The sequence below is a fragment of the Pedobacter sp. WC2501 genome (genome assembly GCF_052682415.1).
Window position 1 is genome coordinate 4,251,843 of the sequence record NZ_JBQZFI010000001.1, and the last position, 13,270, is coordinate 4,265,112.

The following is a 13,270-nucleotide window of genomic DNA, read 5'->3' on the forward strand; positions in this document are numbered from 1 at the left end:
AAAATATATGAAACAAGGATTATTAATAGATATGGATGGGGTGATTTATAGCGGGGAAGAATTGATATTTGGTGCTGATAAATTCATTAAAAACTTAATTGATGAAGATATTCCTTTTGCATTTATGACCAACAACAGTCAACGTACTGCTCTGGAGGTGGTGCGAAAACTAAAAGGACTTGGTATAAAAGTAGAAGAAAGCCATGTATATACCAGTGCGATGGCTACTGGAAAATTCCTGTCTGATCAAAGTCCGAACGGTACCGCTTATGTATTGGGAGAAGGTGGTTTATTAAGCAGTTTACACGATCATGGCATTACTTTGGTTAATACCGATCCGGAATTTGTGGTATTGGGAGAAGGCAGGAACTTCACACTAGAAATGGTTCAGCGTGCAGTTGATATGATTCTTGCGGGGGCTAAATTTATCACCACCAACAGAGATCCATCACCAAAAAAACCAGGATGGAATAACCTGGGGATCGCCGCAACTACAGCCATGATTGAAGAAGCAACAGGCAGAAAAGCATTTGTTACTGGGAAACCAAGTCCGGTGATGATGCGCTCGGCACGTAAATTTCTGGGATTAGAAACCAGTGAAACTACCGTTATTGGCGATACCATGGAAACTGACATACAGGGAGGTGTACAGATGGGTTATAAAACCATTTTGGTGCTTTCGGGCATATCAAGTAAGGATACCTTAGGACATTATGCTTTTAAACCAGATATGATTGCAAGTTCTGTTGATGAAATAAAGTTTCCATTGACCTGGTGGGAAGGTAAGTAGCTGGGAGTTTGAAGTCGCCTCAGGGTATCGTCATTGACGAGCCTTTCTGTTATGTAAATGGTGGTTAGTCGAAGGACCTGCTAAATACCCTGAGGTGTTTCGACACGCTAAACATGACAGCGTCTAAAGTAAAATTGCCATTAAAATACAATCTACTCAAAACAAGATAGCTGACCAGCGAAAAAGTGAACTGATTATTAGTGAACAAAAGCACTTTCAGGAACCATATTCTATTTATTCTCTTAAAGCAACCGAGCTATTTCATTTTACCGATTGTAATAACCACCCTTAGTTGAGGTATGCGGTTTAAAAATGCTCAATCGATAATCAATTGAATATACAGTAGGTTTATGATCAAAGTTAGAAGGCGCACCATCACGATTGATCAACGTAAATGAAGCTGAATCATTTACAACCTGCTTATGTACTGGTACATCAGGCATTTTTTTGTCAGTAAATTTATTCGCTTTGGTTAAAAGCCCAATTGCTGGAATAACCATTAATAGCGCTACGCAAGAAATCAGTCTCATATCATTGTGCTTAAATTTTCTTATTATTTGGTTCGCCTTGTTAAACAAATATGAACCGATGTTATTAGTAAGATGATTAGCCAGTATTATGAAATTGTTAAAGTTACAGCGCAGTTTTAATTCCATATTAAGTGTAGCGCGATTTAAAGAAATAAATTAGTTTTTACAGCATCAGATAATCAACTAACTCATCTCCATTACGTTGCACTACATCCAATAGTTATCGGATCGGATGACGACGATTCTATTGGAGTCTTTTCAATGATAGCGGAGTCGAAGGGACTATTGGTGCTTTAATGTAGTTACGAACAACATTCGCAAGTGCTGCGCGTGGGGACACGAACCTTAGAATCCAGTTAAACGCCCAAATCTCAATGCCCTCTGTGAGTCTTTTCTCTGTGTACTTTGTGGTTAAAAGAAACACGGATGCACGGAAAACACGGACTATTTATTTGCAGGCCCATCCTCTCGTTAAGAGTTACCCTGAGGAATATCGTCATTATAAGGAGGAACTAAGAAGCAATCTTAAAGCGCTCGCTACCAACGATAGTTGTAAGATTGCTTCGTTGGCTGAAAGCCTCCTCGCAATGATGGATTTATACTTAATGATGGAACTAATTTATTTCAACTCCTCAAACTTCAGCACCACACTCATTCTATCCGTATTTAAAACGGGGTTGAAACCCACTTTCATTAAAAAATCGCCTGTATAGATTTTGTTGCCATCAATTGGTGATTTTGTACCAGGGAACAAGTTAATTTCCTTAATCTGGTATTTTTTTGCTGCATCCAATCCATTCAATTTAACGGGATATTTACTGCCTTCGCCATAACGGTAATTAACCAGGTAATTAAAAATTACACCTTCCGTTTTCTGATCGTTTACATACAACATCGAAGCTAAACTACCACTTCGAGGATCGGCCAAACGATATTGTTCACCCTGCCAGATAATTCCTTTCACTTCATTATAATTTTTAATGGCTTCCTGACAAAACTGAAGTTCCTTTTCAGGCAGTTTACTCACCACAATATCGAAACCTAGTTTACCCATCATGGCTACATCTGTACGGAACTTTATGGATTGTTTGCCCCAATCAGTAACATGGTTAGAACTGCTGATGGCAGGATAAAAATAAGAATATTCCCATTGTATAAATATGCGTTCTAAAGGATCAGTATTATCACTTGGCCAGAACTCCGTAAAATACTGTAAGGCAGCATAGTCTACCCTGCCACCTCCACCAGAGCATAACATCATTGGTACAGTTGGATACTTTGCACGGATTCTTTGTAGCACGCTATATAATCCCTTTACATAATCAATGTAAAAATGGGATTGATTTTTTAAGTGGGCAGAGTATGCATTGTAAATTACAGCATTGCAATCCCATTTAATGTAGGCCAGTTCCGGATTTTTGGTAAAAAGACCGTCAACCACTTCGAAAACAAAATCCTGCACCTTTGGGTTCGAAAGATCAAGCTCCAGCTGGTTCCTAAAATAATATTCAGGTCTGTTTGGTTGTTTCACCACCCAATCCGGATGTTTTTCGTACAGTTCGCTTTTAGGACTCACCATTTCAGGTTCAATCCAGATCCCGAACCGTGTCCCAACATTATCGGCTTCTTTTACCAGTGAGGCGATACCGTTTGGCAGCTTCTTTTTATTTTCCTGCCAGTCGCCTAATGCCGCATGATCGTCGTTACGTGGATATTTGTTCCCAAACCAGCCGTCATCAAGCAAAAAGAAATCGACGCCTAGTTTTTTGGTGTCTTTTAACAATTCGGCCAGTTTCTGTTCGTTAAAATCGAAATAAGTGGCCTCCCAATTGTTCAAAAGTGTTAAGCGGCTGCCTTTACCATCTAATATCTTATAGTTGCGTGCCCAATTCTGCAATTTTCTGCTTGCATCGCCTTTCCCCTGATCAGAAAAAGTATACAAAAACGCAGGAGTAGCAAAAACTTCTCCCGGTTTTAAGCTATAAGGCGAAGCATAATTATTCATCCCTGCAATAATGCGCAGGTTATTTTGATAATCAAGTTCCAGATCTATCTTAAAATTACCGCTCCACTCCAAAGCGCCATACAAAACATTTCCTTCGTTCTCTTCTGCAGGTTTATCCATGGAGATCATGAAAACCGAAGGCTGAAAAAGGTTGGCCCTAGTGCCCAATTTGCTATCCAAAGTTTTAATCCCATGGGTAATTTCACTTTGCTCGGGCTGCATCTCCTTTGCCCAATCGCCATGATACTGGTTAAGCCAAAAATGTGGCGATTTTAAATGCAGGTTGGCCGAAGCATATTTTTGCAACACCACATTACCTTTTTCGCTATGTTTAATTTCTGTCCACTGCTCTATCACATCCTGCTTGTAAAATGATTTATAGAACAGTGTTACTTCGAAATTATATACCGGATCTTTGAGCCTGATCTTTAATAAACTTACATTATCATCAATTGCGGTAACGGTATGATCTACATATTTCAGATCGAGCGAATTATTGCCGTCGGCATGGGTAACACTAATGGCAGGTTCTACCAGGTTTCTTGTCCCAGATGGCGTATAAGCCGAATTTAACTGTCCGGTATAATCTTCTGTTTGTTTATACTGACCGCTAACCTGGGCATATTCCTGTTTATTAGCGAGTTTTTTTCCAAAAAAAATGGTATTTACATCTTTTTTTGCATCAGCCTGTAAAACAAGTGCATTATGGGCGGTTTCTATAGGTATAATGGTCTGCGCTTTGCTATTCACCACTGCAAAAAGAGAAATGGCAATTGCCAAGGCACCCTGCCTGAAGTAACCTGTAATTTGATGTGATCTATTCATTTGTGTATTCAATAATAATCTATAATGTTTTATAGGTAGAGGGTTGATCAATTTATGGTTTGAGCGTAATTTTAAAGATAGCTGCGTCTTTCGCCATGAGCTTGAGTGTTTGGTTATTTTTAAAACTTTCTTTTTTTCGACTAATTAAATTTTCAGTATCATATACCTGATCTAATTTTAAACCGATCCTGGAGAAGTCGATATTGAAATCCTTTGCTTCATCGGTATAATTAAATACAGTCAGATATTTCACTCCGTTGAGCTCTTTTACAAACAGTTGTGAAGCCGATTTGCCCCTGTTTCCTTCTACCGGAACAAATGCCTTTCCATCTTCCAAAACCTTTAAAATTTCGGTATTGTTCAATAATCGTCTGGCGGTGCCTGTCCATTTACCCTGATGCGAAAAATCATCGCCAGTGATGCAGGTGCCCGTAACAATGGCCGATAAAAACCGGGCGGTATTTTCTCCGTCTGATTGATCAGAAAACACAACATGATCAGCATCGATATAATCGTAAAGGTAAGTTTGCCACCAGCCATTGCTCACACTGTTTAAGGTATATTCAGTATCTTTTATCGATTTAAAGGCATCGCAGGCAATCCGGCGTATATGTACGTACCGGCCAGAAGCCATGCTCGGCGAAATAGCGGCGTAAACCACCATTTTACCATCAAGCTGTTTTAACAAAAATTCCATTCCTGTTTTATAGGCCTGCATCCCTGTTGTGATCTTTGGATCGTAAAAATGATCGGATTCTATCGCCGCATGGCCTAAAAAATCAATTTTGATCATTTCGAAACCGCATTCCTTAAACTTATTAATTACGGTTGTAATCCGCTGCCGCGTACCAGGATGTGTAGGATCCAATGCACGTGCACCATCAAGATCGTGGTAGGCTCCGCCAACTTTTGTCCACATACCATCAAAAGTATAAAAACTACCATCTGCTACCCGTCTTCCGCCAGCTGCAAAGCCCCAATCTACAAATGGTGCCCAGTAAATGCCAGGTTTTAATCCCTTCGATTTTGCATGATCTGCGAAAGCTTTTAGTTTTGAATAATTGCCATGCAAACCACCATTTAACAGGTTATCCCAATATGAATCAAGATCGATAAATGCAACGTCGCCACTCCTGAAACTTTTTAAGCTATCGGCAAAAAAATCACTCACCTGGTTGGCTTTTTCGAGCGTAATTTTTTCCTGCATAGCCCCCCAGCTGTTCCAGCCTACAGGTGTAGCATTATTCCATTTAAAAACGATGGGAGGTTCCGAAATCCTGTTTAGTTTGGCATAAGTTTCCATGCCCAAACGCCAATCGGCAAAAGCACCGAAAAATACTTTCGCTGAACTTACAGAATTGCCTTTTAAATAACCATGCGCAATTTTATCGCGGGTAATACTTTCTTCGGTATAACCGCAGATGGCCTGTACACTGATCTTTTTATCGCTATCCATTGCAGTAATTAGACCTGTTTTCCAGTTGCTGTGTTCAACTGATCCGATTACAAAACCTTTTCGCGATTGATCATGGTATAAAGCAGTAACCTCGGCACTTGGATTGCTCACACTGGCTGTTAAGGGCACTGTATTGTAAGAAATGAAAGTATCGTTATCAAATGGTACAAATAAACTCGTTGGGATATCCGAAGGTTGTTGATCGATCAGGTTTCCGCTTAGGGGAACAATATGATTAATGGATAAATTAGCCCCCCGTAAGGTAATTCCGATCATAAAATAATCTTTATCGCTATAGGTATAAAAAACTTGTTGCATGGTTGGTAAACCAGCCTGTTTTAACAAAAAAACATGTTTGAAACAATTACCAAAAGCATCCTTAACAGCTGTTTTACGGTAACTGATTTGTTTATAATCTTTGGAACTGAATAGCTTTTTCTGGTATTCGGCCTGCGAAAAACCATTTAACAATAGTTGAGCCGCTGCATCTGAAACATTAAAGGTACCGGTCTTAAGGTTGTAGTCTATTTTTCCGGTTTTACCATATTCGATAATGATTGCCGAAGCTGGTGTAACCCAAAAAAATAAGATGCTTAAAATTAAGAGCGCCTGATGTTTGAATAAAAATTTAAAGATCATGTATTGTGCTAATTTTAACCGAAGTTATAGTGCTCAGTTTTCCGTTTATTTTTACTTTTAACTTTTGTGGTATTGCCGAAGCTATTTTGTAGGAAGTAATTTTACCCTCTTTCCACTCCATATCAACTGTAAAATTGCCCCTTGCTTTTAATCCTTTAATTTCGCCAAAGGTTTTCCATGCATCCGGAATAGCTGGTAGCAATTCGATAAAACCATCGTGACTCTGGATTAGCATTTCGGCAATTGCCGCGGTGGCACCAAAGTTACCATCAATCTGGAACGGTGGTCCGGCCGATAACATATTCGGATAAACGCCCCCGCCTGAACCATAATTAATATCGGTACGCAAAGTAGGTTTTAAAATCTCCCTGAACAATTTAAATGCCCGGTTCCCATCCTGTAACCTAGCCCAAAATAACTGTTTATAAGCAATCGACCAACTTGGTCCATCGTCTCCCCTAACTTCGAGTGTTTTTTTAGCGGCTTCAGCCAATGCAGGGGTTGAAGTTGGGGTAATCAAACCTGCCGGATAAACGCCATATAAATGTGAAATGTGGCGGTGCTGCGGGTCGGTTTCCTTATAATCTTCTAACCATTCCTGTAAACGCCCGTCTTTACTGATTACCCCCACTGGTGGGATCGATTTCAGTTTTTCCTGCAGCGATGCACTGAAGGCGGCATCAGTTTTAAGAAGTTTAGCTGCAGTAATTACATTGTTAAAAAGTTCTCTCACAATCTGGTTATCGATAGTTGGTCCCATCGAAATACTCGCGGTTTTCCCATTTGGCAGGTAAAAGGAATTCTCTGGCGATACCGATGGCGAGGTAACTAACCAGCCCGTTTTTGGATCTTTAACTAGCGCACTCTGGTAAAATGCCGCTGATCCTTTTAAGATTGGGTAAATACTTTTCAGGTATTTTAAATCACGACTATAATCAAAATGATCCCAAAGGTTGCTGCACAACCAGCCTGAGCCTGCATTTGAGGCACCCCATGAAGCACTTTCGCCAGGTTCGGTAAAGCCCCAGACATTGGTAATTACATGCGCAATCCAGCCATCTGCATTGTAATAAGCTTTAGCCGTTTTTGCACCATGAGTGGTTAAATTCCTCACCAACTCAGCCAAAGGAAGATTTAGTTCCGATAAATTGGCCGGCTCAATGCCAAAGTGGTTCATTTGTACATTAACATCCAGATGGTAATCGCCATTCCATGGGGTATTAATCTGGTTGGCCCACAGCCCTTGGAGGTTTGGTGGTAAAAGTCCAACTCTGGTACTGCTAATGCTTAAATAGCGGCCAAATTGGAAAAACAAAGCACTTAGAGATACATCTTTCTTGTAATCTTTATAAAAATGATCTAACCTTAAATCTGTAGGCAACTTAGCAGCTTCACCTTCGCCGAAATTGATTTTTAAACGGTTAAACAGTTTGCCAAAGTTTGCGCTGTGGTTAGCCAGTTCCAGCGCATAACTCTTCTTTTTTGCTTCCTGCAACGCATTTTTAACTCTTGCCACGAAATCTGTATGCTTAAAATCGGTTTCGGCGGCAACATAAACAATGATTTCGGTAGCATCTTTTATTTTAAGGATATTGCCTTCGGTTGTAACCAAACCATCTATAAGTTTAGTGCTTACGCGGCTCATGTATCTCATGCCTTTACCGTCAGTTCCGTTATCGAGCTGACCGGACATTAACAGTTCATTGCCATGGGTGGCTAAAGTGGCTTTTTCGGGTCTGCTGATAGATATGTTGCAATTTAGTTTTTTAGGCTGATTGGCAGTAATCCGGATGATATTTACATCATCATCAAAACTGCAGAAATATTCCCTTTTGTATTTTATGCCGTTGAGCGTAAATTCGGTTGTGGCCACCGCCTTATCCAAGTATAAAGTTCTTTTATAAATGGCTGGCTTTACTTCTTTAACGCCTGGATAGTCATAATCAAGCTGCAAATTGCCCAATGTTTGGTATTTACCCCAGGTTGCCCCTCCAGATCCCTGCCCTTTACAAACAAAATCGCGGTTTACGAGTTCCTGTGCTTCGTCATTTTTACCTTCCAATATCAGCTGCCTGATTTTCGGGAGACTTTTGTAAGCTTCGTAATTGTTGGCGTCCTGTTTACCCCCGCTCCATAAGGTAATATCGTTTAGCACAATATTTTCTTTGGTTATGCCACCATCTGGTGTCATGCCCAATTTACCATTGCCCAGGGGAAGGGTTTCTTCCCAGATTTTGGCAGGTTTATCGTACCAGAGTAACAATGGTTTTTGCTGGGCAAAACTATATTTACCTATAAAAAACGAGAGGAGTAAAATAATAATCAGTTGCTTTTTATACATTTTTTCATTTGTGTGTTGTTGTACGCAACAATCGTCATTTCGAGCGGAGTGCAGCGAAGTCGAGAAATCTATCAAGATAGATCTCTCCGTTCCACTGCGTTCCATTCGAGATGACGACCGGTTTGTTTAAATGCTTCAGTCGGGACGATCCTCTAATAAGATTACTGTATATTCCAGAACCTGATTTCGCTCATATTACTATAATTCCCATCGCCAGTGGTTACATGCTTGATCCTGATGCGAATATAACGAATCGGTTTACCTCCGTTATCCAGTTCAGAAATAAAAGCAATTTTGCCATCATCCGTTCTGGTTACATCTTTTAAAAGCGTCCAGCCTTTATTGGTAGCTTCAGCAGGCCAACCGTTATCGCTGGCTGATAAATTGGTGGTTGCATTGCTTAGATCGGCCGTTCCCCAAACTTCAAAACGATCAGGATTATTACAGCAATCTCTTCCGGTTTCTTCTATTCGGGCTAAATTGGTGTAAATTTTACCTAAATCGAAAGTAATTACGTGCGGCATACCGCTGTTGCCCGCGCTGTGAAAAATATTCGGATAACCCTGCGGACCAACACTTCCATCCCACAGTTTGCTGATGCTGGTACCAGATTCATAAGTCTGCGCATCGCCCGGTAATCGCACTTCGGCAAAAAGTGAACGATCGCAGAGTACGTAGGTGGAAATCTGAGGAAAAATAGAATATCCACTCACAGCAAAAACATCTAACGAACTTCTTTCAGGCATATAAGAAGAAAGATACTGTATTTCAGTCCCCGATTTATAGCTCGGAAGAACAATCGAGTTATCTTTAGGTAAAAGCGTAAGTTCTGAAGCACTGCCTGATGCATTTGTGTATTTAATAATTGTCCCTGTATTAATCGTATCTGGAACATTAAAGTTAAGTTTAACAGATCCATCGGCATTTACCACATAAGGTTCTTTGGCATTATAAGCCCTGTTCAGCAAGCCATTTTTGTAAGTCGAGCCATATACCTTTACGTTGTTTACTTCCTTTGGAATTGATCTGTTCCCGTTTTTATCATAAGAGTAAATCGTAAAAGAATAAACAAATTCCTGAAGGTTCGGGATCGTCGCAAAAACACTATCTGTTTTGCCATTGATAGCTATTACCTGAGAGTCTACTTTATTATTATAGTAGATCACGTACTTTACTATACTTGGGTCGGAACTTGATTTCCATTTTAACTGGGCACGAAGATTTCCGGGTCTGCTCAGTACTTCCTTGGGACTACCTGTATAGATAATTTCATGCCCGTCAAAAAAGTCTCTGAAATCTGTTTGCTGTTTTTTGCAGCCCATTGTAATAGCCAATGTAAAAAGGCCTACGAAAATTATAAGATTTTTCATCTGTATATAATTATTTTTTATGGCGATGAAGCGACCATAATTTATTTTAAGTGTAAATAAATCATTGATGGTTTCATCTTTTTAAATTTTGATATCAGATTCTGTTAATAATATTATTGTGCGGTTCCATAAGGCGTAATTTCCATAATGTGGGCAGCTGCTTCGTTGCCCCATACCGTTTGTACGGCAATCCTCAGGTATTTCACAGCCGGGGCTGCCGATGGCACTTTAAAGCTCACACCATTTTTAACAAAATCATTGTCTGATGAATTGATTGCTGTAGGAAGGTTACCCGATGGCGGATCTGGAAAGCGGAAATTCCCAAGATTTACCCAGTTGCCGATAACAGTACCTTCTGCAGCTGTTACAGGAAGCGGGGTGTCGGTAGGCGCAGATGAGTTTGTTCCCCAAAGTGCAAATACTTTTGGATTTGCAAATTTGTAGGTGTACTGATCTCCTGTTCTTTCGTAGAGCACAAAACGACTTAATTTATAGGTTTTTCCAATACCAAAACTACAAGAATAGGGAAGTGAAACACCATATCTCGTATGCCAGCCACTTCCATCCTGCTTTCCATCCCATAAATTTGGCAGCGTCCAGCCAAAGTCAATCGGGCTGTCTGTGTTCAAGTTTAATACGCTGAATTTTGATTTGTCAACCGCTTCTTCTGCCAGCGGGATTATTGCTTTCTGAAGCGTATCTGAAATATTGCCCCATCTGTCTGTAACGTATACACCAAATCGACGTTCTGTTGATGAAAAACCCGTAACCGAATAATCGATTTTTGCATCTTTGGTAAAACGCTGATCCTCAATTTCCAGGGATTTTGTATTGTTATTATAACTCAATACCACAATACCGATCTGTTTCTTTAGTGGATTCTCAGCTTTAATATTTACCCCGCCAAAATCAGCGGAAAGGTCTACCGACGGACGCACCACCGAATAAACAGGAGTTAAGGGATTAACCGTAACAGTAATAGGATCAGACATTACATTTGCCCTTGAAACCGTATAAAGGGTTACCTGGTATGCTTTTGCTTTTGCAAATCCTTCAACAACTACCGTATCCTGGTAGTACGATGATTTTGTTTCGCGGTCTACATTATCATTTACCTTATACTTGGCCAATACGTAAAGGATATTCTGCGAATTGGGCAGGTTGTAGGTGATGTTTGCCCCTCCGTTAAAATTATCGACCTTAATATTGCTTACGGGTAAAGGTTTAGTTGTATCTTCAGAAATAACGGCGTTAAAACCATTATTTTTCTTGCATGCCACCATGCCAATAATAATCAGCATGATAAAACAAGGAAAACTATATTTTTTTATATTCATGATCAGATCTTCTTTTATGATTACCAAAATGGGTTTTGAACTAGATTGGGGTTAACCGCCAGATTATCTGACTTAATAGGCCATAGATAATCCTTTGTGCTGAACACCGGCACAAAAAGATTACGCGGACGATAGTAGTTTACCGCTTGATCATCGAAAATACTCCATCCCTGCATTGGTTTGGCCATTACCGTCTGAAGTTCTTTCCATCGGCGTAAATCCCATCCTGGCATACACTCAAAAGCAAGTTCAATCCTTCTTTCCTGATGAATGATTTGACGAAGACCTGCCTGCGTGTTGTATTTTAAAGGACTTGTAGAAAGCTGGGCAGTCCACGCTTCTGCAACTGCGGGGATCTTTGCTCTTTTTCTTACCTCGTCTATATAAGGCAATACTTCAGAATAGTTTTTTCCCTGCTCATTCAAAGCCTCCGCATAGAGCAGATAAAGATCTGAAAGCCTCATTAATGGAAAATGGAAATCTTCGTAGGATAAACGATCATTATAAACCGTTAGATAATTGACCAGTTTTTTTGGCCAATAGCCTGAAATGTTAGTATGACTTCCATCTTTCGGACCTGCAAAACTCGTTGTACCACGTGCCTGTACATAGTTTGCATTTGCCGGATCGCCCAGTTGACCATTACCATACCAAACGCCACCATCAAATCCAATAGATGCGTAAAATCTGGGTTCACGTTTAAAATGCGCTTTAACAGTTTCATACCCATTGTGCACGTAGTATTGATCCTCAGTTCCTGCAGTTTTTAAAGTGTAACGGTCTCTGTAATCCCAGGTTTTATCTTCATCAATAGGTAGGCCGTTGTTGGTATAAAACAACTCTTGCTGCGCAATGGGTACAGCGAAGAAACCCTGAGCACTACCGATGCTCAAGGCAGCGGCAGCATTAAGACGAGGGATACATCTTTCCTGTTTTCCAAATCCGAAAACTGGAGCCATACCCCATATCAATTCTGTGTTTTGCTCCCATTTGTCGGTAATTGCCGTCTGGAACGAAAGTACATTAATCAATTCCTGAGGAAGGTTAGCGGGCATATTTGCTGTTGGGGTAAAAGTGTGTAACCTCAGTCCTGCCGCCAAACAGGCCTTTAATGCTTCATCGCATGCCTGGGCAGCGCGGTCCCATTTCCGTTGATCTTTTTGTGGGTTGAACAGCTGTTGGCCATCTTTATTACTCAGCCCGGCATAATCAGCATTGCCATTAAACAATGGGCTTGCTGCAGTCACCAAAATCTGGGCTTTCACCGAGCGTGTAATAAGGGAAGTAACCCTTCCAAGTTCCTGTGTCTGATTTTGGATCTGGGTCGGTAAATCAGGTGTAGCCTCATCCAATAGCTTAACCATATAATTTACTACTGAATCTACAGGTTTTCTTTTCACACGAGTAGCTTCTATCGAACTGTTAATCGGCAGGTTAACATTGGTGATTGGAATAGGGCCATACATCCTGAATAGGTAAAAGTGATAATAGGCTTTTAGGAATTTTACCTCAGCAATCCATCTCTTTTTTTCTGTATCGCCGAGATCTATCGGCTTGTCGATATTTTCAAGCATGGTATTACACCGTCTAATGGCATTGAACATCGCCTGCCCCCCCTCATTTCCATCCCAGTAGTTTAACCCCGGGTTGTTGCTGGTTTGCGTACCCCTCATCATGTTAAAGCCAACAGCATTAATACCTTGCGAATCGTTCAATTCATTCTGTCCCGGGAAAACAATTTCACCGGAAGTAGAAAAACCTCCGTCCATCCAGGGTTCCTGCAACCGCTGTAGCGTGCTATAGCAGGTGAAGAGATAATTTTCAGCCTCATTGCGGTTCCTAAAGGCATAATCTATTGTACCTACGTTATCGGGGGTAACGTTCAGGTACTTTTTGCATGATGTCATGGACAATACCATAACAGCAGCGAATAAAATTTTTGAATATAATGACTTCATACCCTAATTCTTTGTTTTA

Annotated in this window: 8 protein-coding genes; 1 reads left to right on the top strand and 7 read right to left on the bottom strand. The window is 40.5% G+C overall.

Annotation, left to right across the window (positions count from 1 at the left end; all coding sequences use genetic code 11):
- The first annotated feature begins 7 nt into the window (after positions 1-7).
- Positions 8-790 carry an HAD-IIA family hydrolase gene (locus tag ACUN24_RS17970; protein WP_121285161.1) on the top strand — a complete coding sequence of 261 codons (783 nt, stop codon included), beginning with the start codon at positions 8-10 and terminating at the stop codon, positions 788-790.
- A 266-nt stretch (positions 791-1,056) separates the two neighbouring features.
- Here the strand turns inward: ACUN24_RS17970 and ACUN24_RS17975 are convergent, their stop codons facing one another.
- From ACUN24_RS17975 to ACUN24_RS18005, 7 genes are all read right to left on the bottom strand, one after another.
- On the bottom strand, positions 1,057-1,446 hold the full coding sequence (locus ACUN24_RS17975; RefSeq protein ID WP_445563752.1) for a hypothetical protein: 390 nt from the start codon (positions 1,444-1,446) through the stop codon (positions 1,057-1,059).
- 493 nt (positions 1,447-1,939) lie between these two features.
- A complete protein-coding gene (locus ACUN24_RS17980; RefSeq protein ID WP_445563753.1) occupies positions 1,940-4,150 on the bottom strand; it encodes an alpha-galactosidase in 2,211 nt (736 codons plus the stop codon).
- A 52-nt stretch (positions 4,151-4,202) separates the two neighbouring features.
- Positions 4,203-6,245, bottom strand: coding sequence for an alpha-galactosidase (locus tag ACUN24_RS17985; protein ID WP_445563754.1), 2,043 nt, complete (start codon positions 6,243-6,245; stop codon positions 4,203-4,205).
- Positions 6,235-8,586 (bottom strand): glycoside hydrolase family 95 protein, encoded by a 2,352-nt coding sequence (locus tag ACUN24_RS17990; protein ID WP_445563755.1) that lies wholly within the window; start codon positions 8,584-8,586, stop codon positions 6,235-6,237. Before ACUN24_RS17990 ends, ACUN24_RS17985 begins: the two co-directional genes overlap by 11 nt.
- Before the next feature lie 161 nt (positions 8,587-8,747).
- Entirely contained in the window at positions 8,748-9,956 is a 1,209-nt protein-coding gene (locus ACUN24_RS17995; RefSeq protein ID WP_445563756.1) for a DUF4998 domain-containing protein, read from the bottom strand.
- A 113-nt stretch (positions 9,957-10,069) separates the two neighbouring features.
- Entirely contained in the window at positions 10,070-11,293 is a 1,224-nt protein-coding gene (locus ACUN24_RS18000) for a DUF4959 domain-containing protein (protein ID WP_445563757.1), read from the bottom strand.
- A gap of 20 nt (positions 11,294-11,313) precedes the next feature.
- Entirely contained in the window at positions 11,314-13,251 is a 1,938-nt protein-coding gene (locus ACUN24_RS18005; protein WP_445563758.1) for a RagB/SusD family nutrient uptake outer membrane protein, read from the bottom strand.
- Positions 13,252-13,270: the final 19 nt, after the last annotated feature.